At 69.5% G+C, this 26,201-nt stretch carries 27 protein-coding genes and 1 riboswitch; of the genes, 13 read left to right on the top strand and 14 right to left on the bottom strand.

The features are described from left to right. Positions 1-95: 95 nt before the first annotated feature. The 3 genes from leuA to AC07PA_RS02165 form a co-directional block, all read right to left on the bottom strand. Positions 96-1,778, bottom strand: a complete 1,683-nt coding sequence (gene leuA, locus AC07PA_RS02175) for a 2-isopropylmalate synthase (protein WP_494603520.1) — start codon at positions 1,776-1,778, stop codon at positions 96-98. A gap of 294 nt (positions 1,779-2,072) precedes the next feature. After that, positions 2,073-2,771: an MOSC domain-containing protein gene (locus AC07PA_RS02170; RefSeq protein WP_494603522.1), complete on the bottom strand. Its 699-nt coding sequence runs from the start codon at positions 2,769-2,771 to the stop codon at positions 2,073-2,075. Beyond that, positions 2,768-3,478, bottom strand: coding sequence for a glutamine amidotransferase (locus AC07PA_RS02165; protein ID WP_494603524.1), 711 nt, complete (start codon positions 3,476-3,478; stop codon positions 2,768-2,770). Before AC07PA_RS02165 ends, AC07PA_RS02170 begins: the two co-directional genes overlap by 4 nt. Positions 3,479-3,519: 41 nt before the next feature. Between AC07PA_RS02165 and AC07PA_RS02160 the strand changes: the two genes are divergently transcribed. Together AC07PA_RS02160 and AC07PA_RS02155 are read left to right on the top strand one after the other, a co-directional pair. Further along, a complete protein-coding gene (locus tag AC07PA_RS02160; RefSeq protein WP_007859879.1) occupies positions 3,520-4,830 on the top strand; it encodes an aminotransferase class I/II-fold pyridoxal phosphate-dependent enzyme in 1,311 nt (436 codons plus the stop codon). A gap of 75 nt (positions 4,831-4,905) precedes the next feature. Continuing rightward, positions 4,906-5,271 carry a YciI family protein gene (locus AC07PA_RS02155; RefSeq protein ID WP_007859881.1) on the top strand — a complete coding sequence of 122 codons (366 nt, stop codon included), beginning with the start codon at positions 4,906-4,908 and terminating at the stop codon, positions 5,269-5,271. Between the two features lie 184 nt (positions 5,272-5,455). Here the strand turns inward: AC07PA_RS02155 and AC07PA_RS02150 are convergent, their stop codons facing one another. After that, positions 5,456-9,385 (bottom strand): WG repeat-containing protein, encoded by a 3,930-nt coding sequence (locus tag AC07PA_RS02150; protein ID WP_494603527.1) that lies wholly within the window; start codon positions 9,383-9,385, stop codon positions 5,456-5,458. Positions 9,386-9,553: 168 nt separating this feature from the next. Beyond that, positions 9,554-10,438, bottom strand: a complete 885-nt coding sequence (locus AC07PA_RS02145) for a LysR family transcriptional regulator (protein WP_494603529.1) — start codon at positions 10,436-10,438, stop codon at positions 9,554-9,556. A 120-nt stretch (positions 10,439-10,558) separates the two neighbouring features. Between AC07PA_RS02145 and AC07PA_RS02140 the strand changes: the two genes are divergently transcribed. The 6 genes from AC07PA_RS02140 (at position 10,559) to AC07PA_RS02115 (ending at position 15,440) form a co-directional block, all read left to right on the top strand. Continuing rightward, positions 10,559-11,884, top strand: a complete 1,326-nt coding sequence (locus tag AC07PA_RS02140; RefSeq protein ID WP_494603530.1) for a M20 metallopeptidase family protein — start codon at positions 10,559-10,561, stop codon at positions 11,882-11,884. Between the two features lie 198 nt (positions 11,885-12,082). Beyond that, positions 12,083-12,499, top strand: coding sequence for a YciI family protein (locus AC07PA_RS02135; protein WP_494603532.1), 417 nt, complete (start codon positions 12,083-12,085; stop codon positions 12,497-12,499). A 33-nt stretch (positions 12,500-12,532) separates the two neighbouring features. Next, complete coding sequence (locus AC07PA_RS02130; protein ID WP_494603534.1) at positions 12,533-13,060, top strand: SRPBCC family protein; 528 nt, start codon at positions 12,533-12,535, stop codon at positions 13,058-13,060. Positions 13,061-13,137: 77 nt separating this feature from the next. Then, on the top strand, positions 13,138-13,548 hold the full coding sequence (locus tag AC07PA_RS02125; protein WP_494603536.1) for a VOC family protein: 411 nt from the start codon (positions 13,138-13,140) through the stop codon (positions 13,546-13,548). Positions 13,549-13,553: 5 nt separating this feature from the next. After that, positions 13,554-14,846, top strand: a complete 1,293-nt coding sequence (locus AC07PA_RS02120; protein WP_494603538.1) for an RNA polymerase sigma factor — start codon at positions 13,554-13,556, stop codon at positions 14,844-14,846. Positions 14,847-14,909: 63 nt separating this feature from the next. Next, positions 14,910-15,440: a GFA family protein gene (locus AC07PA_RS02115; RefSeq protein WP_494603540.1), complete on the top strand. Its 531-nt coding sequence runs from the start codon at positions 14,910-14,912 to the stop codon at positions 15,438-15,440. Between the two features lie 16 nt (positions 15,441-15,456). On the opposite strand, the gene AC07PA_RS02110 is transcribed toward AC07PA_RS02115, so the two are convergent. The 9 genes from AC07PA_RS02110 to dinG all read right to left on the bottom strand — a co-directional run bounded on the left by AC07PA_RS02110 (position 15,457) and on the right by dinG (position 22,933). Beyond that, complete coding sequence (locus tag AC07PA_RS02110) at positions 15,457-15,936, bottom strand: ribonuclease HI family protein (RefSeq protein ID WP_494603542.1); 480 nt, start codon at positions 15,934-15,936, stop codon at positions 15,457-15,459. Positions 15,937-15,955: 19 nt separating this feature from the next. Next, positions 15,956-16,213, bottom strand: coding sequence for a DUF3297 family protein (locus AC07PA_RS02105; protein ID WP_007861785.1), 258 nt, complete (start codon positions 16,211-16,213; stop codon positions 15,956-15,958). 100 nt (positions 16,214-16,313) lie between these two features. Further along, positions 16,314-16,943 carry a 3'-5' exonuclease gene (locus AC07PA_RS02100; RefSeq protein WP_494603544.1) on the bottom strand — a complete coding sequence of 210 codons (630 nt, stop codon included), beginning with the start codon at positions 16,941-16,943 and terminating at the stop codon, positions 16,314-16,316. Between the two features lie 71 nt (positions 16,944-17,014). Continuing rightward, positions 17,015-17,785, bottom strand: a complete 771-nt coding sequence (locus AC07PA_RS02095) for a hypothetical protein (protein WP_494603546.1) — start codon at positions 17,783-17,785, stop codon at positions 17,015-17,017. A 97-nt stretch (positions 17,786-17,882) separates the two neighbouring features. After that, a complete protein-coding gene (locus AC07PA_RS02090) occupies positions 17,883-19,115 on the bottom strand; it encodes an extracellular catalytic domain type 1 short-chain-length polyhydroxyalkanoate depolymerase (protein ID WP_494603548.1) in 1,233 nt (410 codons plus the stop codon). Between the two features lie 181 nt (positions 19,116-19,296). Then, positions 19,297-19,725: a CopG family transcriptional regulator gene (locus AC07PA_RS02085; protein ID WP_494603550.1), complete on the bottom strand. Its 429-nt coding sequence runs from the start codon at positions 19,723-19,725 to the stop codon at positions 19,297-19,299. 132 nt (positions 19,726-19,857) lie between these two features. Then, on the bottom strand, positions 19,858-20,091 hold the full coding sequence (locus tag AC07PA_RS02080) for a hypothetical protein (RefSeq protein WP_494603552.1): 234 nt from the start codon (positions 20,089-20,091) through the stop codon (positions 19,858-19,860). Positions 20,092-20,156: 65 nt separating this feature from the next. Continuing rightward, positions 20,157-20,660 (bottom strand): pyridoxamine 5'-phosphate oxidase family protein, encoded by a 504-nt coding sequence (locus AC07PA_RS02075; protein WP_494603554.1) that lies wholly within the window; start codon positions 20,658-20,660, stop codon positions 20,157-20,159. Positions 20,661-20,770: 110 nt separating this feature from the next. Then, positions 20,771-22,933: an ATP-dependent DNA helicase DinG gene (gene dinG, locus AC07PA_RS02070; RefSeq protein WP_494603556.1), complete on the bottom strand. Its 2,163-nt coding sequence runs from the start codon at positions 22,931-22,933 to the stop codon at positions 20,771-20,773. 155 nt (positions 22,934-23,088) lie between these two features. Between dinG and AC07PA_RS02065 the strand changes: the two genes are divergently transcribed. The 5 genes from AC07PA_RS02065 (at position 23,089) to AC07PA_RS02045 (ending at position 26,197) form a co-directional block, all read left to right on the top strand. Next, on the top strand, positions 23,089-23,361 hold the full coding sequence (locus AC07PA_RS02065) for a hypothetical protein (protein ID WP_145694116.1): 273 nt from the start codon (positions 23,089-23,091) through the stop codon (positions 23,359-23,361). A 133-nt stretch (positions 23,362-23,494) separates the two neighbouring features. Then, a riboswitch (cyclic di-GMP riboswitch) is annotated at positions 23,495-23,595 on the top strand. Between the two features lie 189 nt (positions 23,596-23,784). Then, positions 23,785-24,747 (top strand): hypothetical protein, encoded by a 963-nt coding sequence (locus AC07PA_RS02060; RefSeq protein WP_494603558.1) that lies wholly within the window; start codon positions 23,785-23,787, stop codon positions 24,745-24,747. After that, positions 24,741-25,328, top strand: a complete 588-nt coding sequence (locus tag AC07PA_RS02055) for a GTP-binding protein (protein WP_007861768.1) — start codon at positions 24,741-24,743, stop codon at positions 25,326-25,328. Before AC07PA_RS02060 ends, AC07PA_RS02055 begins: the two co-directional genes overlap by 7 nt. After that, positions 25,321-25,779, top strand: coding sequence for a roadblock/LC7 domain-containing protein (locus AC07PA_RS02050; RefSeq protein WP_494603560.1), 459 nt, complete (start codon positions 25,321-25,323; stop codon positions 25,777-25,779). Before AC07PA_RS02055 ends, AC07PA_RS02050 begins: the two co-directional genes overlap by 8 nt. A 55-nt stretch (positions 25,780-25,834) precedes the next feature. After that, positions 25,835-26,197, top strand: a complete 363-nt coding sequence (locus AC07PA_RS02045) for a hypothetical protein (protein ID WP_007861766.1) — start codon at positions 25,835-25,837, stop codon at positions 26,195-26,197. Positions 26,198-26,201 lie beyond the last annotated feature (4 nt).

Here is a 26,201-nt window from a genome sequence, read left to right as displayed (position 1 = left end):
CGTACCGTACCCTGCCGGCGGGGGTGAATGCCCCGCCGTGGCGCCTGCCTTTTGTGAAGGCTGCGCCACCCTGGCCCGTGTGCTGCTTTTCTGTCCTATGCCGTTGCTGCGGCCGTGCGCGTCGCCTCGCGGCGCTGGGCCAGGCGGTTGGCCACGCTCACGATGGCCTGCACCGAGGCGGTCACGATGTTGTGGCTGGTGCCCGCACCGAAGGTGGAGCCGGCCACGCCTTCGAGCGCGGCTTCCACGATGGCCAGGGCCTGGGCGTTGGCCCCCGTGCCCGTGGCACGCTCCTCGTAGTGGTCCACGCGCAGCGGCAGGCCCAGGGCATCCACCGTGGCGGCAATCGGGCCGTTGCCCTGCCCTTGCAGGGTCTGGCGCACGCCATCGATGCTCACGTCGAGCTCGATGCCCTGGCCGTCATCGGCCAGCTTGTGGCCGTGGCAGACGATGGCCGCCTCGGGGCCGCTGGCCAGGTAGGTGGACTGGAACAGCTTCCACAGCGCATCGCCGGTCATCTCGCCCTCGCTGGCGTCGGTCTGGCGCTGCACCACGGCGCTGAACTCGACCTGCATGCGCCGTGGCATCACCACGCCGTGCTCGCGTTCGAGCAGGAAGGCGATGCCGCCCTTGCCCGACTGGCTGTTCACGCGGATCACGCTGTCGTAGGTGCGGCCCAGGTCGGCCGGGTCGATGGGCAGGTAGGGCACTTCCCACAGGCTGTTCGGGTCCTGCGCGGCAAAGCCCTTCTTGATCGCGTCCTGGTGCGAGCCCGAGAACGCGGTGAACACCAGGTCGCCCGCATAGGGGTGGCGCGGGTGCACGGGCAGGGCCGTGCATTCCTCGGCCACGCGCGCCACGGCGGTGATGTCCGAGAAATCCAGCCCCGGGTGCACGCCCTGGGTGTACATGTTGAGCGCCAGGGTCACGATGTCCACGTTGCCGCAGCGCTCGCCGTTGCCGAAGAGGCAGCCTTCGACGCGGTCGGCACCGGCCATCATCGCCAGCTCGGCCGCGGCCACGCCGGTGCCGCGGTCGTTGTGCGGGTGCACCGAGAGCACCACGTGCTCGCGCGGCGCCAGGCGCCGGTGCATCCACTCGATCTGGTCGGCGAACACGTTGGGCGTGGCGTTCTCCACCGTGGTCGGCAGGTTGATGATGATGCGCCGGTCCGGACCCACGCCCCAGGCCTTGATCGCGGTCTGGCAGGCGCGCAGCGAGACTTCGAGTTCGGTCGCGCTGAAGGTCTCGGGCGAGTACTGCAGCGTCCACTGCGTGCCGGGCTCGGCATCGGTCAGGCGCTTCAAGTGCGACACATGCTGGTCGATGAACTCCATGACCTGCGTCACGTTCATGCCGAAGACGATGCGCCGCCAGGCCGGTGCCGTGGCGTTGTACAGGTGCACGATGGCGCGCGGGGCGCCGCGCACGGCTTCCACGGTGCGCTCGATCAGGTCGGCGCGCGACTGCGTCATGACCATGAGGGTCACGTCCGCGGGCACCAGGTCCTCGTCGATCAGGCGGCGCACGAAGTCGAAATCGGTCTGCGAGGCGGCCGGAAAGCCGACCTCGATCTCCTTGAAGCCGATGCGCACGAGCTCCTGGAACAGGCGCATCTTGCGCTCGCCGTTCATCGGCTCGAACAGGGCCTGGTTGCCGTCGCGCAGGTCGGTGGACAACCAGATCGGTGCCTGGGTGATGGAACGCGAAGGCCAGGTGCGGTCGGTGAGCGCAACGGGGGCGATCGGCTGGTACTTGGTGGCGGGCTTGGCAATCATGAGAGGCTCCACGAACGGTCGCGTGCGGTGCGCCACGGTGTGGGCGCCACCTGCATGCAGGTCAAACGAAATGAATACGGATGACGTCCCCTGCAGCCCTTTGCACATGTGCAAAGGCTGGTTCGCGGGCCGGGGTCAGGGGGAAATCAGGTGTTGCGCGGAATGGCAACAATGGCGAACGCAGGCAGACCCCGGCCAGGCACTAGGCCTAGCGATAGGGTGGGTAGGGACATGCTGCGTTGCATAGGGGGCAAATGCTAACACGGGCTTTGCCGCGCTGCCAAGCCCCGGCCTTCACACCCCTTGCGTGCGCCGGCTCCAGTCCTCGACCTCGCCCTGCTCCAGCCGCCGCGCCACCAGCTTCTGCCACGAGGAAGGCAGTTGCGGCAGCGCCGCCAGTTCGCGCAGCAGGTCCGCATCGAGCGTGCGGTGGTAGAGCACCTCGATCACACGCGCCAGCGGCCAGGCTGCGTGCGGGCGCGCCACCAGCGTGATGGCATCGCCCGCCTGCAGCGTGCCGGGCTCCAGCACGCGGTAGTACCAGCCGGTGCGACCCGTGCGCTGCAGGCGCAGCGCCATGTCGCGCTGGCCGAAGCGGGTGTTGAGCTTCCAGCACGGCTGGCGCGTCTGCGCGACTTCGAGCAGCACACCGCCCATGCGCACCTGGTCGCCCCAGCACAGGTCGGCCTCGGCCATGCCGGTGCTGGCGATGTTCTCGCCGAAGGCGCCGGGGTGCTCCAGCACGGGCAGGCGTCCCAGTTCGCTGCGCCACAGCGCGTAGTGGTCCAGCGGGTACTGGTGCACGGCCTTGTCGAGCCCGCCATGGATGCGCGTGTCACCTTGCTCGTCGCCCAGCAGGCCGGCAGCCTCCACGCGCACCGGGCCGGCGACGGCCTGCTTGGCGATGGCGCTGCGTGTGTCCGGCCGGTCGCCGAACGGCACGGCGGCCCCACGCAGCACGGCCGCCACCTGGCCCAGCAGCACCGGGGTCATGCGGCGTCGGCTTCGATGCCGTCGAGCCAGGTGCCGAATACGGCCTCGGCCGCACGGGCCAGCGCGGCGCCATGTTCCCGGGCCCCGCTGCGCAGGGCATGCAGGTCCACGCCGGCCGCGGCCAGCTCGCAGGCGTGGCCCACCAGCCACTGCTCGATGCGCGACAGGTCGGCCTCCAGGTGGAACTGCAGGCCCAGCGCATGCGTGCCCACGGCAAAGGCCTGGTGCGGGCACAGCGGCGTGGTGGCCAGGCCCTGGGCACCCGGCGGTATCTCGAACTGGTCGCCATGCCAGTGCAGCACCGGTGTGCCATCGGCCAGGGGGGCCAGCACCGAACGCTCGCCCTCCGCCGTGAGCGCCAGCGGCGCAAAGCCGATCTCCTTGTGCCCCATGGGTGCCACGCCGGCACCCAGCGCGCGCGCCATGAGCTGTGCCCCCAGGCAGACGCCCAGCACCGGCTGGCACCGCGCCAGCCGCTCGCCCAGCAGCGCCAGCGTGTCGGCAAGGAAGGGATAGGCCGCGTCGTCGAAGGCGCCGATGGGCCCGCCCAGCACCACTAGCAGGTCGGGCGCGGGGTGAAGGCCATCCTGCAGCGGGCCCACGCCCGCGTCGTGCGTGTGCACGGCGTAGCCGCGCTGCAGCAGCAGGGGGGCCAGCAGGCCCAGGTCCTCGAAGGGCACATGGCGCAGCACGAGCGCAGTCTTCATGGCGGTTTCCCTTTTTTGTACTAATACATTAAAATGAATGTATGAGTACATTGTACGTCCCCGGAAAAACGGCTGCCGATATTGCCGAGGGCCTGCTGGCTGCGATGCGCGACGGAACCCTGCCGCCTGGCAACCCCCTGCCTGCGGTGCGCGTGGCGGCGCAGCAACTGGGCGTCAACCCCAACACCGTGGCGGCCGCGTACGCGCGCCTGCGCGATGCCGGCCACGTGGTGACCGATGGGCGCCGCGGCACGCGCGTGGTCGAGCCGCCCGCGCGCATGCCCCACGCCTATGCCGTGCCCCCCGGCCTGCGCGATCTGGCCAGCGGCAATGTCGATGCGGCCCTGCTGCCCCAGTTGCAGGGCGGCGCAGCAACCTGGGCGGCACTGACCTCCTCAGCGGGCTACGACGCCCCGGCCGATCTGCCCGCATTGCAGGCCGAGGCGCGCCAATGGCTGTCGGCCCAGGGCCTGCCGTGCGAAGAGATCGCCGTGTTCTCCGGCACGCTCGATGCGGTGGAACGGGCCCTGCGTGCGCACACGCGCCCGGGCGAGCGCGTGGCGGTCGAAGACCCCTGCTGGCCGCCCATGGTGGCGCTGCTGCACAGCCTGCGCCTGAAGCCCGTGCCGCTGCCCGTGGATGGCGAAGGCGTGTGCATTCCCGATGCCGGGGTGCTCGCAGGCTGCACGGCCCTGGTGCTCACGCCGCGCGCGCACAACCCCACGGGCGCGGCGCTCAGCCCCGCGCGATGGAAGGCGCTGCACGGCCAGCTGCAGGCGCTGCCCCACCTGCTCGTGGTGCTCGATGACCACTGGGGCCCGCTGTCCGCCGCGCCACTGGCCGTGGCCGCATCGCTCCCCCCGCTGTGGCTGCACGTGGTGTCGGTCAGCAAGTTCCTCGGGCCCGACCTGCGCGTGGCGCTGGCCACGGGCAGCCCTGCCCTGCTGCAATCCATGCAGGCGCAGCAGGCCCTGGGGCCGCGCTGGGTCAGCCGCATCCTGCAGGGCCTGGCGGCCAGCCTGTGGCGGCAGATGCGCGACGGCAGCGCGCTGGTGCAGGCCGGCGGCTCGTACGCCGCACGGCGCCAGGGCCTGGTGCAGGCACTGGCCGCGCAGCAGATCACCGTGGCGCCCGGCGAGGGCCTGCACCTGTGGCTGCCCGTGGCCGATGAGGCTGCGGTCGTGCAGTCCATGGCCTCGCGCGGCTGGGCCGTGCAGGCCGGCGGCCCGCTGCGCCTGGCCAGCGCGCCAGCCGTGCGCGTGAGCCTGGGCGGCTGCAAGCCCACGGACATGGCCCGGCTGGCGGCCGACCTGGCGCAGGCGCTGCGCACGCCGGGGCGTGCGGTGTTCTGAAGCGCTGTCATCCGGTCCGGCGGCAGCGCTTCTAGAATCGCGCCCATCTTCACAACCCACACCGGAGACCATCCCATGCCCTACATGCTGCTCATCATGGAACCCCCAGGCCAGCGCGCCGAGCGTGGCCTTGCGGCCGGCCAGGAGGTCTATGCGCGCATGCAGCGCTTCGGCGCCGGCCTGCAGGCCCGCGGCCTGCTGCTGGGCGGCGAATCGCTGGCCAACGACACCGAGGGCGTGCGCCTGCAGGTGCGCGAAGGCCAGCCGCGCCTGGTGGACGGCCCCTTCGCCGAGACCAAGGAAATGGTCGGCGGTTTCTTCCTCGTCAACTGCGCCACGCGCGAGGAGGCCCTGGCCATCGCGCGCGAATGCCCGGCCGCCGAGTGGGCCACCATCGAGGTGCGCGCCATCGCCCCCTGCTACGACGGCGCGACAGGCTAGGACAACCCCCTGAGTCGCTTCGCGCCTTACCCCTTCTCTCGAATGGCTGCGCCATTCGGGAAGGGGGACACCGCCAGCGCGGCGGGGCGGCCCTTGCGCGGCGGTCCTGGTGTGAGGCAGCACGTGCTCGACGAATGGCGGACGACTCAGCCGCACCTCTGAGCATGGCAGCTTGGACTTGTGCTCAGTCCTCGCCCTTCTCCCTGGCCTGCGCGGCATACACCAGGCCAATGCGCCGGTACATCCAGCGCCACGCGAACACGTAGAGCAGCACCACCAGGCAGGCCACGCCCAGGCCGGGCCGGAACGGGGTGGAGAAAAAGAAGCGCCAGGCCCAGTAGAGTTCCGAAAAGCCCATCAGCGCGAAGGTGCCCAGGCCCACCCAGGGGCCTTCGGCGCGCCAGGCACCCACGGACACGAAGGCATGGGCGACCAGTGCTGCCAGGCCCAGCACCAGGTTGTTCACCATGGCGAGGAAGGGCCGCACCTCGAACCAGCCCGCCAGGCCCTTGAGCGTGGGCGTGTCGTCGGACTTGGCGCCCAGCATGGTCTTCACGATGAAGGCGGTGAAGAGGCCCTTCTGCTGCAGCCGGCCCGCGGCGGTCTGCTGGCTGCTGACCACCGAATCGACGAGCTTGCGCGTCAGCCAGTCGCTGGCCGATGACGAGCCGCTGCCCGAGCCGTCTTCGTCCTCGTCGGGCGGCAGCTGCCTGATGGCATCCGGCACCTGCTTGCGCAGCGCCTCGGGCACATGCTCGATGGCGCTGCTGCTGCGCCGCACGGCATAGGCGCACACGGTGAGCGTGCGCCAGGCCTCGGGCAGGTACTCCAGGCGCCAGCCACCGTCCTTCACGTACTCGATGCAGGCCTCTTCGCTCAGCATGGCCGGCGGGATCTGCTCGAACTGCTTGACGTTCTGGCGCAGCGCCAGGACGTAGAGCGACGGCGTCATCAGCCGGCGTGGCACGAAGCGCACGGTGTCCTTGTCGGACTCCAGGGCTGCGTACACCATGTCATGGGTGATGCGCTCGCGTGGAATTTTCGCCAGCGTGCGCGGGTGCAAATACAGTTGCTCCACCAGCGTGCCGTCATCGGCAGCGCCTGCATGCTCCTGCACCAGCGCCTGCAGCCAACGGGTGTCTTCGTCGTCGTTCCACTGCGCGCTGTACGGTGACTGCAGGGACAGCACGGTCGATGCTTCCAGCGCTGCCTCCGCTTCACGCCCGAGCTGCATGTAGGCGCTGGCCAGCACATAGTTCGCGTGCTGCTCGTAGCGCATCTCCGGCAAGCCCAGTTTCGCGTCGGCGATGGCGCCCTCGTAGTCCTCGACCCAGAGCTTCACCCAGGCGCGGTAGCCGTGCCAGTGGCTGCCCTCGCGCGGCTCGCCATCCCTGCGCGCCTCGGCCAGATCGTCCTCGATCAGCTGCGTGGTGACGGCCAGGCGCAGGGCCTCGGGCACGTGCGGGAACACGTCCGAGCGGTCCTTGAGCGCGGCCACGCACACCGGCACGCTGCGCAGTGGCTCCGGCATCTTCTCGAGCGACAGGCCGTTGACACGCGCCGACACCAGGCACAGCGCGGGCGTGACCATCTCCGGCGGAATCACCTCGATCAGGGTGCCGTAGTCGTGCCGCACGGCGCGTGCGGCCAGCTCTGGCGTGATCTTGCTTTTGTCGATGTAGCTGATGTTGTAGATGTCGGCCTTGAGCGCCGCCTTCTCCACCTCATCGGTGCGCAGCCAGTGCGCCAGGTCGCGCAGGGGGGCCTTGGCGCGCACGGCCTTGAGTGCCAGCTCCGGCGTGAGCAGGCAACCCCACACATCGCACAGGCTGTTGTGGTCCCAACTGGTGGGGATGCGGCTGTTGCGCTCGTCGCGCCAATCCCACTCGTGGCGTTCGGCATAGAGCGCGCGCGCCAGCGCCAGGCCCTCGGCGGTCATGCACTCGGGCGGTATGCTTGCGGCCTGGTCCACGCCCCGGCGGATCAGGGCCTCCAGCCGCGCCGGCGTCTGGAACGGGCCGGGCACCCAGGCCAGCGCCTCCACATCGCTGGCCAGTGCCGCGTCCACCATCGCATCGTCGAGCCACGCTGCGGGCACTTGGGCAATGGCATAGCGGTCGCTGGCCACGGCCTGCAACCATTCCTCATGCGTCTGGGGTTGGGGGCGCTTCACGGGCGAGCTGTCGTCCCCATCCGCATCGCCCTCCTCATCGGCGCCATCGCTGTCCTGCGCGTCCTGGGCTGCCTGGACGCGCCGTGCACGCTGTGCTGTCTCCAGAGCGTCGAGGCTCGGAGCCACCATCAGCCACAGTTCCCACCAGGCATCGCCATCGCCGGAATCGGAAGTCTTGTACAGCGTGAGCCACTGCTCGCGCGATTCGTGCACGGCCCCGGTGTCGCCGGGCAGGGCCTGCGCCATCGGCACCGCCCAGGCCTGCGTGCGTTCACCGCCGTGCCAGGGCGCGGCATGCTCGGGGTCGGGGTCGGCAGGGCCGTAGCGGGCCACCAGCACCTGCAGCATGGCCTCGCGGGCCTGGTTCACCGCGTCGCTCAACTCCGAACACAGGAACTCGTAGGGGCCGTTGTGCTCCTCGCTGATGTAGGTGCGCATCACCCGCCGCAGCACCACCGCGCGGTTCGCCTGCACGGTGTCCTCGTCTTCTTCCTCGTCCTCATCGTCGTCGTCGTCTTCCTCGGCAGAGGATTCACGCTCGAGCGTTTCGCCCGCGGCCAGGCGGTGCAGCCGGGCCTCGCCATCGGCCAGCAGGGTTTCGGCGAGGGGAAGGATGCCGTCCAGGGTATCGATGCCCTCGAGGTGGTCGGTGATGGGCGGCAGGAAGAAGGGATGCGGCGGGCGGCAGCTGCCGTCCTGCGCCTCGCTGCGCCACAGCGCCAGGCCCTGGGCATCGAGCAGCGTGGCGTGCTGGCCGTCGTACTGGGCGCGCCAGACGGCGGCACCGCTCTTGTCGAGGTAGGCGATCCCGCCATCGCGGGTGAGAAACGGCACCAGCGGGGTACCGTACATCTCCTCCTCCAGCCAACCATCGCCGTTGGTCAGGGGCTCGAGCAGGGGCTCTGCCAGGGTGACCACGCGGCCATCGGGGTGCAGCAGGCCCCAGGCGGCGGGCTGTTCTGCCCCACCCTTTCTGGCACGGGATCCGGACGTTCGTACCACCGCAAAGCCGCCCTCCGAGCGGAAATGGCTGCCATAGACCAGCGGTGGCGTCTCCAGGGTTTTGCCGTCCGCGCGCAAGAATCCGGCGCCGTTGTAGTCGCTGCACACCATGCCTGCGACCATGTGCTTGGACAGGTGCCTTTCACCCTTGATCACTACCCGGCCCTGGGCGTCCAGGTAGCCATGGCCGTTGTCCCAGGAGTTGGGTTCGTCGAAGTAGGCAAGCCCTGCCTGGTTGAACGCCTGGATGCTCGGGTAGCGCGGCTCCAGCACCCACCGCCCGCGCGCATCGATCAGGCCGTAGGTTTCCCCGTCCAGCGATGCGGCGGTGGCGGGCTGCTCACCAAAAGGCAGTGCACGCTTGAATCGGGGCTCGATCACCCACTGGCCCTTGCCATCGACAAAGCCGTGGCCGAGCTGGTTCGTTCCCTTGATCTTGTGCGCCGCCCGCGACAGGCCGCCCGCGCCGAAAGAGCTGAGTTCGCGAAAACTCTCCTCGCAGGTGAACTGGCCCTCGCGGTCGATGATGCGCCAGGCGTTCTCGCCCACCATCACCGCACACAGCCCGCGGCGAAACGGCCGGGCGTCTTCAAAGGCCGGCTCGATCACCACCTCCCCCGCCAGGTTCACGAAGCCCCAGCGCCCGTTCTGGCAGAAGCGCGCCATGCCATCTTCCGAGAAGTCGCGGGCGTTTTCCAGGGTGGGAGGCACGCGCCATCGGCCCTCGGCGTCGATGTAGCCCCATCGGCCATCGCCCGCCATCGCGGCGGCGATGTGGCCGCCGTTGCCATCGGCGTTGAAGCGCATGATGGCGCGCAATCCCCCGGGCGGGGCGATGGCCCGGCCCGGGTGCATGATGAGCAGGGCGAAGGTCTCGCCGTCGGGTGACAGCGGGATGCTGGCAATCCAGGGTGCGGCAGCAGTGGTGTTCTTGTTCATGGTTTCCGGTTCCTCCGCGCTGGATCGTAAAGGCGGGCGATGGACCTCCCTGCCAGCGATCCCCCGCGTCGGGGAAAAGCCGGGCATTTGTCACGCTTTGCACCGGCAGCCGCGTGCCTGGAGCTTGCGCGTCTGTATCAATCTGTCAGTGGACTGGTGCACCGAAGTTCAGGTTCTGAGGGCCGCAGCCGCCCTGCGCACCGCCTCCATGAACTTCTGCGCCGCCGGGGTCGGCAGGGCACCCTTGCGGGTGATGGCGCTGATGGTCAGCGCGGGCAGGCGGGTCTGCACTGGGATGGCGCGGATGCCATGGCGCGCCAGCTCCCGGTCCAGCGCCGGGCGCGCGAACACGCTGATCAGGTCGCCACGGCCTACCAGTGCGCGCGTGATCTCCATCGAGCGGCTCACCACGATGCGCTCGGGCGCGGGCACGCCGCTGCCCGCGAACAGGTCCTCGACCATGGGCCGGTCCCAGCCCACCCATTCCTCGTGCTGCAGCGCCGCCAGGCTGCGCGCCCGCGCGCGCGGGTGGCCCACCCGCGCGCAGATGGCCAGCGGTGTCGTGAGCAGCTCTTCGCAATCGAACTCGGGGCCGGTGCGCTCCACGCGGTGCTGCACCAGCGCCAGGTCCAGCAGGCCCTCGCGCAGCGCGGGCAGCACCAGGGGCGCCAGGCCCTCGCTGAACTCCAGAGCCGTGGCCGGCAGCTGGGCGCGGAACAGCGCCAGCGCCTGCGGCAGCAGCGCCATCGCGGGAACGGACGACACCGCCACGCGCACGCAACCGAGCTGGCCATCGCGCATCTGGCGCAACTCGTCGCGTGCGCGCTCGGCCTCCTGCTCCAGCAGGCGCGCGCGCCGCTCGAAGGCCCGCCCGTATTCGGTCGGGGTGACACCGTGGGCACTGCGCACGAACAGCGGCACCGCCAGGTGCTCCTCCAGCTCGCGGATGGCGCGCGAGATCGCCGGCTGGGTGATGTGCAGCGCATTCGCCGCCTGGCGGATGCTGTGCAGCTCCACCACGGCAAGAAAGGCCTTGAGCTGGTGCGGTTTCATGGAAGCCTCTGGTGCGCAGGGTGATGCATTCTGGTTTTCACGACAACGAAATTGTGACTGTTCGCGGCATGGGCTTGGTACTAGAGTTGCCCGTCGTCGTCCAACCCGAAGGTCCTTTCCATGAAACACCGGCTCCTGCCGCTGGCCGCCCTGCTTGCCAGCCTGGCGATTTCCGCATCTGCCCAGACCACTTCGCCCCTGGCACAGCGCGTGCTCGCCCTGTCCGATGCGGCCGAGCCCCAGGTGATCGCCTGGCGCCGCCATATCCACCAGCACCCCGAGCTGTCCTACGAAGAGGTCCAGACCGCCGCCTATGTGGCGGCGGCACTGGCCAAGATGCCGGGCATCGAAATCCAGACCGGCATCGCCAAGACCGGCATCAAGGCCGTGCTGCGCGGCGGCAAGCCGGGCCCCGTGGTGGCCCTGCGTGCCGACATGGACGCCCTGCCCGTGCAGGAGCGCAACGACCTGCCGTTCAAGTCCACGGCCCGTGCCCAGTGGCGCGGCAACGAGACGCCGGTCTCGCACGCCTGCGGGCACGACACCCACGTGGCCATGCTGTTGGGCGCGGCGCAGGCCTTGTCCGCCGTGCGCAGCGAGCTTGCGGGCACGGTGGTGTTTTTGTTCCAGCCGGCCGAGGAACTAGGCCCCGGCCCCGTGCCCAGCGGTGCCAAGGCCATGATGGAGGCCAAGGTGCTCGACAACCCCAAGGTCGACGTCGTGATGGGCCAGCACATCAGCGCGCGTGCGCCGGGCAACACCCTGGCCTACCGGGCCGGCAGCTTCATGGCGAGCGGCGATGTCTTCAACATCAAGCTCCAGGGCAAGGGCGGCCACGGCTCCTCGCCCTGGACGGCCAAGGATCCCACGCTGACCGCGGCCGAGATCGTGCTCGCGCTGCAGGGCATCATCAGCCAGCAGATCGACCCGCTCGACGGCCCCACCGTGGTCACCGTGGGCCTGCTGCAAAGCGGCAACCGCGTGAACATCCTGCCCGACACGGCCGAGATCGGCGGCACCGTGCGCTCGCTCTCGGCGCGCAACCAGAAGGTCGCTCACGAGAGCATCCGCCTCAAGGCCCAGAAGATCGCCGAGAGCGCAGGCCTCACCGCCGAGGTCACCATCGACACCGGCTACGAGGTCGTGGTCAGCGACCCCAAGATCACCGCCGCCCTGGCCCCGGCCTTCGCCGCCGCAGCCGGCGGTGCCGACAAGGCCCGCGAGGTGCCGCCCTCCATGGGCTCGGAGGACTTCGGCTCCTTCGGCGGCAGCGGCGTGCCCGTGGTGTTCTGGAACCTCTATGCGTCGCCCTTCGGCGACAAGTCGGGTGCACCCAACCACTCGTCCGAATTCGTGATCGACGAGAAGGCCCTGCGCATCGGCGTGCGCGCACTGACCAGCGCCACCCTGGCCTACATGGCGCAGAACCCCCCAGCCAGGCGCTGACCGCTGCGGCTCCCTTGGCAAACAGCCCATGCCGGTGTCCGGCATGGGCTGTTCTCATTGGGGGATGGCAATTTTCTAGGTACAAACCCTGATTTTGCGGAATCCGTGTCGATTCCATCGGCGCCTGTCCGTCGTGGAGGATGAGCGCAGGGAATTTGATCTCCCTGCACAGCAACTTCCAACGACAGGAGATGTGCCATGCGATTCATGATTCTGGTCAAGGCCAGCCCCGAGAGCGAAGCCGGCGCCTTGCCCGGCGAGGACATGCTTGCCGTGATGGGCGCCTACCACGAGGAGCTGTCGCGCGCTGGCGTGCTGCTCGATGGCGTGGGCCTCAAGTCCAGCGCCCAGGGCTGGCGTGTGCGCTATGGCAGCGGTGGCCAGCGCACGGTGGTCGACGGCCCCTTCACCGAGACCAAGGAGCTGATCGCCGGCTACACGCTGATCCAGGTGCGCTCGCGCGACGAGGCCATGGAGTGGGCCCGGCGCTTTCCCAACCCGCGCGGCGAAGGGTTGGAAGCCGAGATCGAGGTGCGCCCGGTCTTCGAGCTCGACGACTTCGCCCAGGGCGAAGGCGTCCAGCGCTTTCGCGACATCGAGGCCGCGCGCGGCTGAACCCGATTTCCCACGACCACCCCAGGATTCACCATGATCAAGACCATTGCCCTCGTCGTGCTGGCCGCCCTGGCCCTGCTGCTGGCCTATGCCGCCACCCGCCCCGACAGCTTCCGCGTGGAGCGCAGCCGCGTGATCGAGGCCCCGCCCGAACGCGTGTTCGGCCTGATCCAGGACCTGCGCCAGTTCAACACCTGGAACCCCTACGAGCGCAAGGACCCCGGTGCCAAGGGCGAGTACAGCGCCGCCACCGCCGGCCCCGGCGCGCGCTATGCCTGGCGGGGCGACAAGGTGGGCACCGGCAGCATGGAGATCACCGAGGCCACCGTGCCCTCCCATGTGGGCATGAAGCTCGACTTCGTCGCCCCGTTCGAGGCGCACAACCGCGTGGACTTCACGCTGCAGCCGCAAGGCGGCAACGCCACCCGCGTCAGCTGGGCCATGCACGGCCCCGTGCCCTACCTGGCCAAGGTCATGCACCTGTTCTTCAACATGGACCGCATGGTTGGCAAGGACTTCGAGGACGGCCTCGCCTTCCTCGCGGCCGAGGCCACCAAGTGATCCTGCCCGGACGCCTCGTCCCCTGTTTCCCCCGTCCGTTGTTATCCCTTATCGTTCCACTACTTCAGGAGACCGCCATGCAACACCAGATGATCTTCGTCAACCTGCCCATCAAGGACATGGGCCGCTCGCAAGCCTTTTTCCGCGCCCTGGGCTACGACTTCAATCCCCAGTTCACCAACGAGCAGGGTGCCTGCCTGGTGCTGGGCGAGAACCTGTTCGTGATGCTGCTGGTCGAGGAGTTCTACAAGACCTTCACCGACAAGGCCGTGGCCGATGCGAGAAAGACCTCCGAGGTGCTGGTCTGCCTGTCGGCCCAGAGCCGCGAGGAGATCGACAGCCTGGTGGCCAAGGCCGTGGCCGCTGGCGCCACCTCGCCGCGCGCGCCGCAGGACCATGGCTTCATGTACGGCCATGGCTTCGACGACCTCGATGGCCACACCTGGGAGTTCGCCTACATGGTGGACGCCAGCAAGGCGCTGGGCTGAGCAGCATGGGCCTGCCCGACTCCGATGCCCTGCACCGCACCATCGCATCGGTATGGCGCATCGAGGCGGCCCGCATCATCGCCCGCGTGGCGCGCATGACGCGCGACGTGGGCCGGGCCGAGGAGCTGGCGCAGGACGCGCTGGTCTCGGCCCTGGAGCACTGGCCCGCCACCGGCCTGCCTGACAACCCCGCTGCCTGGCTCATGACCACCGCCCGCAACCGCGCCCTGGACCATTTGCGCCAGCAGGCCATGCAGGCGCGCGAGCACGAGGCTCTGGGCCATGACATGGAGGCGCTGGAGGCCCAGTACGCGCCCGACTTCGTCGATGCCCTGGACGCCGCGCGCCAGGACGACATCGGCGACGACCTGCTGCGCCTGATCTTCACCGCCTGCCACCCGGTGCTCTCGACCGAGGCGCGCGTCGCCCTCACGCTGCGGCTGCTGGGCGGCCTGTCCACGGTGGAGATCGCGCGCGCCTTCCTCGTGCCCGAAGCCACGGTGGCCCAGCGCATCGTGCGCGCCAAGCGCAGCCTCACCGCCGCGCACGTGCCTTTCGAGGTGCCCGGCGCGGCCGAGCGCGCGCCGCGCCTGGCCTCGGTGCTCGAGGTCATCTACCTCATCTTCAACGAAGGCTATGCCGCCACCGCGGGCGACGACTGGATGCGCCCCGCCCTGTGCGGCGAGGCCCAGCGCCTGGTGCGCGTGCTCGCCGGCCTGGCGCCCGACGAACCCGAGGTGCAGGGCCTGGTGGCGCTGCTGGAGATCCAGGCCTCGCGCCTGCCCGCGCGCACCGACGCCGACGGCCGCCCCGTGCTGCTCATGGACCAGGACCGCTCGCGCTGGGACCATCTGCTGGTGCGCCGCGGCCTGGCTGCGCTCGACAAGGCCGAACAGTTGGCCCGCGCCGGCCACCCCTGGGGGCCCTATGCGCTGCAGGGCGCCATCGCGGCCTGCCACGCGCGTGCGCGCCGCGCCGAAGACACCGACTGGCAGCACATCGTGGCGCTGTACGACGCGCTGCTGCAGGTCTCGCCCTCGCCCGTCGTGGCGCTGAACCGGGCCGTGGCCGTGGGCATGGCCGACGGCCCCGCCGCCGCGCTGGCCCTGGTCGATGCCCTGGGCGCCGACCCGGCCCTGCGCGATTACCACTGGCTGCCCAGCGTGCGCGGCGACCTGCTGGCCAGGCTGGGCCGCCATGGTGAAGCGCGTGTGCAGTTCGCGCATGCGGCCACCCTCACGCGCAATGCACAGGAACAGGCCCTGCTGCTGGCACGCGCTGCCGACTGCGGGGCGTGAAAAGACGGGAGTGACAGGGCGCGGCTTTTGCCGTAACGTGCGGCCCTCCACGGAGTGATCGCCATGCAGTTTCCGTCCACGCCCCCGTTCCCGCTCGAAGGCGGGTGCGACTGCCACCATGTGCGCTACCGCATGCTGACCGCGCCGCTGTTCGTGCATTGCTGCCATTGCCGCTGGTGCCAGCGCGAGACGGGCGCCTCCTTCGCCCTCAACGCCATGATCGAGGCCGACCGGATCCGCCTGCTGGGCGGCAAGCCGGCGCTGGTCGACACGCCTTCGGAAAGCGGCCTGGGCCAGAAGATCGCGCGCTGCCCGCACTGCCATGTGGCTGTGTGGAGCCACTACGCGGGCGCGGGCCCGCTGGTCTCCTTCGTGCGCGTGGGCACGCTCGACGCGCCCGACCACTTGCCGCCCGACATCCATATCTTCACCCTCTCGAAGCAGCCCTGGGTGGTGCTGCCCCAAGGCGCGGCCGTGGTTCCCGAATACTACGAACGCGAGGCGCACTGGCCACCCGAAAGCCTGGCGCGCCGCCAGGTGCTGCTGCCCAAGATCGCGGCCTACCGGGCATCGATGGGGTTCGATCCCTTGTGAGGGTGAGTGTGAGCGGTCAGGGCGGCGGGCTTTTGCGCCGCTTCTTTCGCGGCAGGCCGCGCAGGGACGGGTGCACCGAGGGCTTGGGCGGTGCGCCCAAGGCCGCGCGCGCCAGCGCATCGGCCTCGCCATTGCGGTGGCGCGCAATCCACTGTATTTGCACCTGATCGAAGCTTTTGAGCAGGGCGCGTGCGGCGGCGTACAGGGGCTCCAGGCGCTCGATGGGGGGCGTGGCCACTTCGCCGAGCTGCTCCACCAGGATGCTGCTGTCGCTGTAGACCTGCAGTGCGCTGGCGCCGCGTGCGAGGGCTTCGTTCAGCGCCATCACCAGCGCACGCAGCTCGGCCTCGTTGTTGCAGCCCGTGGCGTGCGTGGCCTGCGACAGGGCGTGGCGCGTGCCGTCGGGCGCGACCAGCACGGCGCCCAGGCCCATGCGGCCCGGGTTGGGGATGGCGCTGCCATCGCAGTGGATGGCCCAGGGCGCCGACAGGTCCATGGAGGGGATGGAGGGTGGCTTACTCGGGCTGGCGGTAGAAGGCTTCCACCGTGCCCTTGAGCTTGATCATCAGCGGCTGGCCCTTGCGGTCCAGCGTCTTGCCGGCGGGCACTTTCACCCAGCCTTCGCTGACGCAGTACTCCTGCACATCGGTGCGGTCCTTGCCATTGAAGCGGATGCCGATGTCGTGCTCGAACACGGCCGCGACATGGTGCGGGCTGCGCGGGTCCACGGACAGGTGGTCGGGCAGCGGTGGGGCTTGGGTGGTATCGGTCATGGGAAAAGTGTGTGGATCGGTTCGTGGAGGCAACCGCGTATTTTCGGCGATCCGCGGCATGCCCGCGCCGGCAAACAAGGGTTGCGGGCAGGGAGATCGGTCAGCAGGGCACCGGCACCGCAGGCTTGCCATGCTGCGCCAGCAGCTTGCCGATACCGGGCTTGGCGCAGCGCTGCAGCGCCATCAAGAGCGCATGGCCGGGCTCGGCCACGCCCCAGCGCTGGCGCAGGTCGTGCTGCATGCGCGCCAGCAGCTCGGCGGCCATCTCGGCATCGGCCAGGGCCCGGTGGGCCCGGCCCGTGCGCGGCAGGCCGTGGTAGTCCACCAGCGTGCCGAGCTTGTGGCTCGGCGCCTCGGGGTACAGCCGGCGCGAGAGCAGCACCGTGCAGGCGAACGGGTGCGGCGCAGCCACGCCGGCCAGGGCCAGCTCGGCCTGCCAGAACTTGCTGTCGAACGCGGCGTTGTGCGCCACCATGGGCGCATCGCCCACGAAGCGGGCGGCGTCCTGCATCACCCCGGCCGCGTCGGGCGCGGCACTCACCATGGCATTGGTGATGCCCGTGAGCTGGGTGATGAAGGCCGGGATCCAGGCGCCGGTCTTCATCAGGCTCTGGAAGCGTTCCACCACGCGGCCGTTCTCCAGGAGCACGATGGCCACCTCGGTGGCACGCGCGCCCTGGCCGGGCGAGACGCCCGTGGTTTCAAAGTCGATGACGGCGATACAGGACATGGGGCCTGGAGGATAAACCGAAGCCCTTGCCCCGGCCCGGGCCCAGGGTTTGCGGCCCTGCCAGGCGGGCTTCAGGCCGCCTTATAGGTGTAGTCCACCGGCACGATGCGCTCGTAGACCGTCTGGCTGGCGGCGTTCTTCATCAGCAGCCGGACGCTGGTGAGCTTGCCGGGGTCGATGACAGTGAAATGCTTGGACACGACGCCCGTGCCCACCTGCCTGCCGGTGGTGCCCTCGTAGGTCATGTTGGCCTGCGTCTCGGGGATGACCCAGATATCGAGGCCTTCTTCGGTGTTGATCGCATAGGCGACGTCCACGTCGATGCGGGTGCCGGCCTTGACCACGGCCGGCGAGGGAATGGACACCTTGACGCCGGTGATCTCCGAGCCCTTGCCGTCGTTCAGCCATTCCTCGTCGACCTCGGCCTGTTCGTAGGTGTAGTCCACCGCCAGCGCCTGGTTGAACACCTCCACGAATTCCTGGTTCTTGGCCACGATGAACAGCTCGCGCACAGTGCCGGCCTGCGTCAGGTGCACGCGGCGGGTCACCTGGCCCGTGCCGGGCTCCAGGCAGTCGCGCGAGCCCTCGTAGACCGAGTCGTAGGTGGTGTCGAGGATCTTCACCCAGACATACAGGGGCTCTCGGGGCGCGCTGTAGCGGTAGTCCAGGGTCACGGTGATGGGGGTGTTGGCCTCGAGCACGCTGCCCGGCGGCGGGTCGATGTGCACGCCGGTGATCTTCAGGTCGGTGCGGGTGTTGTCCTGGCGCATGGCGCGCCGGACAAAGTAGACGACCAGCCCGATGGCCACCAGTCCTGCGATGGTGATGTAGACGTTCTCCACGGTGAATTGCCCCCTCAGCTACCGCACCTTGCTGTTGGTATGGATGGGGCGGTGCGTGTTGCCCCGGGGGCAAATTATGGTGGCGCGCGGCCCGAGGTCAACAGCGGGGGTGTGCGAGGAAGAAGCGCAGCATCTCCTCGGTGGCCGATACGCCCCGGGGATCGGTGTGGCTGCCACGGCCATCGCCACCGGCCCAGGCGTGGCCGCCACCGTGCAGCACCCAGTGCTCCGCCAGCGTGGCGCTGCCGCTCTGGTAGAGGGTGCGCGTATAGCCCTGGCCGTGGGCCGAGCGGCCCGTGGTCACGGCAGGGCGTACCTCGCCCTCGGCGGCGGCCAGCGCCGCCTCCACCAGTTGCTCGCCATTGCGCGCGTGCACGGTGGCATCGGCATCGCCATGGAAGACGATCAGCGGCAGCGCCGTGCCCAGCTGGATAACCGGGGGCGTGGTCGCCGCGAACGGGCTGGTGCTGGCGGGCTTGGCGCCGGTCTTCATCGCCGAGAGCGCGGCCATCACGTTCTGCGCCGCACCGGCCGACAGGCCCGAGTGCACTCCCACGGCGGCAAACAGCTCGGGGTACTCGCGTGCCAGCAGGGCCGCCATGGCACCACCGGCCGAGAGGCCCGCCACGTAGACGCGGTTGCCGTCCACCGGGTGGCGTGCCATCACCTCGCGCACCATGGCCACCAGCGTGGCCGGCTCGCCGCCGCCGCGCCGCTGGTCCTGGGGCCGGAACCAGTTCCAGCAGGCCTTGGGGTTGGCACTGCCCGCCTGGGCGGGGTAGAGCACCAGGGCATTCGCCCGCGCCGCCGCGCCGTTCATGCCCGTGCCGGTGGCGAAGTCCTCCGGGTCCTGGGTGCAGCCGTGCAGCATGAGCACCAGGGGCATGGGGCCGCCGGTGTCGGCACCGGGCGGCACATACAGGTAGTAATGGTCCTGCGGAGCACCAGCCAGCGCGAAGGCCACCCGGGTGAAGCTGCCGGGCGCTTGCCGGGCGGCATGGCCGCGGGCGTTGGCAGGCGCGGAGTCGGGGGACGGCGGGGTGCCGGGCGGCCTGTCGTCCGCCAGATCGATCACCACGGCATCTTCGATGTCGGCCTGTGCAAAGCCGGTGCGCCAGCCTGGGCCGGATGCTGCGGTCCCGGGCATCCCTGCCTTGGCGCCTTCGCGCTGGGTGGCCGTCGCAGCGGCATGGGGTGCTGCCGTGCCTGCCATGGCGGGCGTACCGCCCAGGGCCTGCTGGATGGCGCGGGTGGCATCGGCCAGCTGGCCCTTGCGCACCAGGTCGGTGGCGTTGCCGAGGAGTTGCTTGAGATTGTGGTTCCAGTCCATGGGAAGGTCCTTGGGTGAGCTGGTAGGGCGTGCGCCGTGCATGGCACCGCTGCCCTGGGGGCGGCCGGTGCCGTCGGTTTTGTCTCGGAATGCCGCCGCTCGAAAGGGCCGGTCTGGAATGGACAACGAAAGAAATCGCCGTTGTGGTGCGCTGGGCACCGCGCCACGGTGGGCGCTTGTCTCAACCGATGCGGCCCGCCAGGGCCGCCTTGACCGCCGGGCTGGCGTGGAACGCCCCGAGCACGGTGACCGAGGCGATGGTCGCCTTTGCCAGCTCGGGCGGTACGTCGTCCTCGATGCTGGCAAGGCCCAGCACGCGGATCTCCAGCGTCTGGCCGGCGGCCTGCACGGTCTCCAGGTCGGTGCGGCCAAAGCGCTGCAGTCCCAGCACGAGCATCTTGCGTGCCACCACCTGGCGCACCGCCTCGTTCTGGGTGCTCAGCTGGTTGCGGATCGCGGTGCGGATGAAATCCGTGCGGTTGGCGTAGAAGCCCTCCGATACCAGCAGATCGATGTGTCCCAGGTCCACATAGCCGAGGTTGATGGTGATCTTTTCCGAATCGGGGACCTTGCTGCGCAGGGCCAGGGAGGTGGTGGAAGTGGGGGTCATAAATTGCCTTCTGGCCGTCTTGTGCCATCCATATGGATGGTAATTGGATGGTGTATCGGCGTTTTCAAGGGCAGGCGATCAAAAAGAAAGAGCCCGAGGGCTCTTTCTGGTGCGTGGCGGCCGTGCGCGGGCTTAACCCGCGCCGCGGCTCCCACCACCGCTGCTGCTGCCAGCACCGCCCTGGCGGGACTGGCCCTGGTTGCCGCTGCCCAGGTGGGTGTCGCGGTCGCCACGGCTCTCGGGCGTGCGGCGGCCCTGGTTGATTTGTGTGGCCTTGTCGCCTGCGCTGTTGTGGGCGTTGGCCACCTTGCCGCTGCCGTCGCTACTGGCAATCACGTCGTCTGGCTGGTTTTCCTTGCTGCTCATGGCAATCTCCTCAGGTCCGGTCATGGATGGTGCGCCGGCGGGGCGGGGCGCACCGCGGTGCTGCCTCAGGACAGCGTCAGCTCCTGGTGCTCGCCCAGGTCGCGCGGCTGCTCGCCGGTGATGGCCGCCTTGGCCATCTTGAACAGCTGCACCATCTTGCTTTCCTTGACGTCCCAGAACTCAGCGTGGCCAATGCGCACGGCCAGCAGCGCCAGGTTGGGGTCGGCATGGCCCCCGGGGAACCAGGCCTTGGCCATGGGTGACCACAGGGCTTCCTTTTGCGCCAGGTCCTCGACAAAGCTGGCCTGGCCCGACAGGGACACGTAGCTGTCATCGCCCGGGTCGGCATACGACACGTTGACCTGGCCATCGGTCAGCAGGCGGCCGTAGAGCTCGCCGTTGCGCGGGATGAAGAAGTACAGCAGCGACTGCTCGTCGATGCTGCGGTTCTGCGTGGTCAGCGGGTGCGCGTGCAGCATGCCATTGGCATGGCGGTGGGTGAGCATGCCGAATTTGATGTCCTTGATCAGCTTCCACAGCGTCTCGCGGGCGGGGGTTTCGTGTTGCATGGGGTGCCTCCGGCAGATGGTGAATGGGTAAAAATTCACTTTAGGCCGCCAGGAGGTGTGCACGCGTCGGTCTCGGGCCCGGCTTGCGTAGGGCGTTTGTCCGACAGCGCTCAGCGCGGTTTGCGCTGCTCCAGCGCAAACGGGGGCAGGCCCTTGAGCAGACGCTGCCCGTACGAGGTGTTCATGAGCCGCTTGTCGTAGCAGTACACATGGGCCTGGTCTTCCTCGGTGCGGATGGCGCGGCCCACCCATTGGGCCAGGCGGATCGCGGTGGCCGGCACCACCAGCTCGCTGAAGGGGTCGCGCCCCACGGCGCGCAGCCATTCGGCACGGGCTTCGCCCACCGGATCGTCGGGCGGGGCGAAGGGCAGCTTGGTGATGAACACCGACTCGCACAGCCGCCCCGGCAGGTCCAGCCCCTCGCCGAAGGACTGCATGCCGAAGATCACCGAGGGCTGCCCGTCGGCCACGCGCTCGCGGTGGCGCTTGAGCAGCTGCGTGCGCGGTAGCGCGTTTTGCACCAGCACCACACTGCGCATGGCTGTGGGCAGGGCATCGACCGCCTGGCGCATCTGTTCGCGCGAGGTGAACAGCACCAGCGCGCCGTACTCCACGTTGGCGATGTCGTAGAGCAGCGCCTCCACCATCTCGGCCGTGAACTGGGCCGCGTTCTTCGGGTCGGCGTGGGTCTCGGCCGCGATCAGTGTGCCCTGGGCGGCGTAGTCGAAGGGGCTCGGCACCTCCAGCGTGGTGGCGGCCGCGTCGCCGTGCAGGCCCGACTCGCGCATGAAGAATTCGAAGTGCCCGCAGCTGGTAAGGGTGGCCGAGGTCAGCACCGCGCCGCGCACCGCGCTCCACAGGTGGTTGCGCAGCGTGGTGCCGGGCAATATCGGGCTGGCATGCGCCTTGACGACGATGAAGTCGCCCTCCACCTCCAGCGTGAACCACTTGGCGGCCGGCACCGCGCCTTCGGGCGCGTCCTGCAGCAGCAGCTGGGCCGTGGCGTGCAGCTCTTCCAGCCGGGGCGCCAGCATGCCGATCTGCGCGTACAGGGTGGACAGGCGGCGCGCCTCGTCGGGCTTGTCGCGCATCTCGGCGCGCAGGGCCTTGGAGATGGCGCGCAGCGCTTCGAGAAAACCGTCGGCGCTCGCGGCCAGCAGCCCGAGCGGGGCGATCAGGGGCTCGGGCAGCACGCCGCGCGGCACGCGCACGCGCGCCGGGCCCCAGGCATCCTTCTGGCTCTTGAGGGCCGGGCCGTAGACGTCCATCACGATGCGCGCCAGGTCCTGCAGCGTCTGGCGCAGCTGGCCCGAGTGCTTGGGGATGTCGGCGATTTCTTCGACCTCCAGCAGCGCGCCGATGCGCAGGCCGCGGCTGGCCAGGCGCTCGATCCAGGTCACGCGGCTCAGGTCCATGCTGCAGGCGAACTGGTCCAGCGCGGTCGCGGGCAGGTGGTGCGCCTCGTCGAGCACCAGCAGGCAATTGTCCAGCTCGGGCAGCACGCGCGCGCCCAGGGACGACAGCAGCAAGTCGTGGTTGGCGACGATCACCTGGGCACCGACCAGCTCCTTGCGCTTGTCGTAGTAGGTGCACTGGCTGAAGGCCGGGCAGTGCTTGCCGGTGCAGGAGGCGCCCTCGGCCGCCACGGCGCTCCAGACCTCGGGCTCGGGCGGCGTGTCCAGGCTGTCACGGTCACCGTCCCAGGCGCCCTTGGCCAGGGTCTGCGACATGGCCGAGTAGAACTGGATGCGCGCCTCGGTCTCCTGGCGCGGGCGCTTGGCGCGTGCGGCGGCCTCTTCCTCGGCAAACAGGTCGTCTTCGGGCTCGTCCTCGGCCTCGCCGGTGCCGGCCAGACGGTCGAGCTTGAGCTTGCACACATAGCGCCCGCGCCCCTTGGCCAGCGCGAACTTGAAGGGCTGGGGCAACAGCTTGGCCAGGGCCGGAAGGTCCTTGTTCACCAGCTGCTCCTGCAGCGCCACCGTGGCGGTGGATATGAGCACCCGCGTGCCGCGCGACAGCGCCATGGCGATCGCGGGTGCGCAGTAGGCCAGCGACTTGCCCACGCCCGTGCCGGCCTGGATCACGGCAATCGAGCGGGTGGGCGCGGCCTCGCCCGCCTCTTCGTCCACCTTGCCCAGCGTGGCATGGCTGAAGGTCTGCGCCACCTGCTCGGCCATGCGCCGCTGCCCGCCGCGGCTGCGAAACCCCGGCGTGGCCTGCACCACCGCATCGAACGACTGCAGGGCCGCCTGGGCCCACTCTGTTGAAGACATAAGGACGAGAGTGTGGCATATGGTTGGGCATACAGTGTTTTGCAGCCTCGGCATCCTGTCGTGCAGATGGGGAATGGGCCTACACCGCCCCGCGCCCGGTGCTCCTACGATGGTCAACAACCCACCTGCGCCCCTGTGACGCCAAGGAACACCCCATGCCCACGACCGCCGATCCCCGCACGACCGAAGCCTCGGTGGACACCACCAGGCGCCAGACCGCCGCCACCCCCACCCGCGGTGACGCCGATGCCGCCAACGCCGCGCAGGAAGAAAACCCCAAGCTGCCGCACGAGCGCGACCAGTCGGTCGACATGACCCATGGCAAGCCCGACGCACAGGTACAGCAGGCCTACCGCGACGTGCAGCGCGGCCTGCAGGACACGGACCGCGGTCCCCCGGCCGACAAGGCCTACCAGAAGCAGAAGTAGCCTGGCCCACGCCGCGCAGGCCGCCCTGCCGGTGTATGCGCCAGAACAACACCCTAAAAACGCCCGCCGGGTGCGGGCGTTGCTGCGCGCCAATCAATGGTTGCCAGCGCAACCCATTCCCCTATACTGAAAAGCACTGAAACGGCACCCCCGTGCGAAAGCCGGGCCCGCAAAGTCACCGGTCTACCGGTACCGAGAGCCTGTCTCGGTGCCCACGACAGCGGGACTGCCACGTTGTTATCCAGGGTTGCTCAGGGAAGCCGCCGTCTCAGTGGTCACCACACCCAACCGAGAGGCCGCCCCAGCGATGCAACACCGCCCAGGTCCCGCACTCGCCGTTTCTGCTCCTGATCTTCCTGCTTCGAGCGCGGGCCGGGCCATCCATGGCCGCCTTCACGGGCGCCATCCTGCTGCACAGGGGGCTTGACGGATATGGGCGACGGGCTGGTCATCGGTACCCAGGACATTGCGCAGAAGGACCAACTGGTGCTGCGCGCCCTGGTGCGCCTGCTCGACGGCGGCGTGAACATCCGCGCGCGCTTCAGCGAGCAGCTGGCCGAGTGCAATGTGGTCTTCGTTCCGGGCCACTGGCCCTACCGTTTCCATGCGCCCTGCATCACGGTGCGCGTGCTCGACCCCGCCGACACCGGCGCGGCGCTGGAGCAGACCGCTGACCTCACCGTGGCCACGCCGCTGCGCATGAGCAACGTCATCGCCGTGCTGCAGTCGGCCACCCAGCGGGTGTACGGCGTGTCGCAGTTCGATCCGGTCAAGGGCCAGCGCGCCCTGTTCGAACTGCTCGGTGAGCACACCCGCACGGCCGAGCGCCGCCGCGCCGTGGTGCCCATGAGCGCGGGCCAGCAGGTCGTGTTCGACTTCGTGCAGCAATTGGTGCACACCTCCATGCCCATGGAGGTGCTGCTCTCGGGCGCCTACACACTGGGCGAGCCGCATCGCGTGAGCCCGGTCGAGGAAGAGCTCATCCGCTCCGTGCCCTCGCACAGCCTGCGGCAGCTGCTGTGGAGCCTGGCGATGCGACTGGCGCAGAAGGGTGCCAGCGCACCGGTGCGCACGGGCCACTACCGGCTGCTGCGCTGGCCCGATGCCATCGGCCTGTCGTCTGCAGGCCACCCGCGCCTGGCGGCGCTGCTCACCAGCCGGGCCCTGAGCTACGAGCAGCTGTGCGCCAAGAGCGGCGTGCCCGAAGCGACGGTGCGCTGGTTCCTCGAAGCCAGCCTGGCCCTGGGCCTGGCGGTGGAGGAGACCGCGCCTGCGGCTGCCGCTACCGCCGTGGCGGCCCCTGCGCCGGCGGCCAAGACCCCTGTTCCTGCCGCCACCCCCGCAGGCTGGCTCGGCAATCTTCGAGAACGGCTCAAGCTATGGTGACGCCCTCCTCCGCGCCTGCGGTGTTTGCAGGCGGCTCCCGCGATCTCAAGATCGTTTTCACCGGCCCCATGGGCGCCGGCAAGACCACCGCGATCCAGGCCATCAGCGATGGCCAGGCCCTGTCCACGGACGTGCCCATCACCGGCTGGGCCGAGCTGCCCATGCCCGGCAAGACCATGACCACCGTGGGCCTGGACTACGGCGAGTGCCAGATGGATGGCGGCCAGTGGAAGCTCAAGCTCTTCGGCACGCCCGGCCAGGAGCGCTTTCGCTTCATGTGGGACATCCTGGGCGCGGGCGCCTTCGGCCTCATCGTGCTGGCCGACAACTCCCAGCGCGACCCCGTGGGCGAGGTGGCGCGCTACCTCAAGGCCTTTGCGCCGCATGTGCCGGCCCGGCGCACGGTGGTCGGCGTGGGCCGTCTCGACACCCACCCCTCGCCCGGCATTGCCGATTACTGCGAGCAACTGGGTGCCCTGGGTTACAACCCCCCGGTGCTGGAGGTGGACGTGCGGCGCGATGCCGACGTGCGCCTCCTGCTGTCGGTCCTGGTGAGCATGGCGGAGATCGAACATGAGTAGCAGCAGCAACCCCAGCGGCACCTCTGGCCTGGTGCCTGTCGCCACGTCCCTGCGCCTGGTCACCATCGCGCAGCTGGCCGGGCTGCTCGGTGAGCTGCAGCGCGGCACCCCGGGCATCCTGAGCGCCACGCTGGCCAGTGCCGACGGCTTCACCGTGGCCTCCACGCTCTCGGACAGCCAGGACGCCGACAAGCTCTCGGCCATGTCCGGCTCGCTCAGCGCGCTGGCCGGCGCCATGACGCGCGAGGCCGGCCACAGCGCGCCCGAGCGGCTGATCCTCGAATCGGGCAGCGGCCACATCGTCTCGATGAACCTGCCCGTGCCTTCCGGCGACCTGGTGCTCACCGTGGTCACCAACGAATCATCGCTGCTGGGAAAGCTGCTCTGGAGCTGCCGCAACACCGCCGACCAGGTGATTGCTGCCTGCGCCACGGTGCCGCAGCCGGGCTGACCCCCTTCCATTGCCGTTCCCGTTCCCTTGTTCCACCACCACCGGAGACCCCGCCATGGCATTGACCCCCAAAGAACTCCTGAACCAGCTGATGCAGACCGAGGGCGCGATGTGCGCCGCGCTGGTGGACTACAACAGCGGCATGTTGCTCGAATCCGTGGGCAGCGGCATGGACCTGGAGCTGGCTGCCGCGGGCAACACCGAGGTCGTGCGCGCCAAGATGAAGACCATGAAGTCGCTGGGCATGCAGGGGAGCATCGAGGACATCCTGATCACGCTGACCCACCAGTACCACATCATCCGCCCGGTGGAAAAGCACGACGGCCTGTTCATCTACTACGTGCTCGACCGCAGCCGCGCCAACCTGGCCATGGCACGCCGCAAGGTGCTCGAGGCCGAGTCGCAGACCGCCATCTGAGTAC

The organism is Acidovorax sp. GW821-FHT09B03 (genome assembly GCF_059418305.1).
This window is presented reverse-complemented; position numbering and strand designations above follow the sequence as displayed.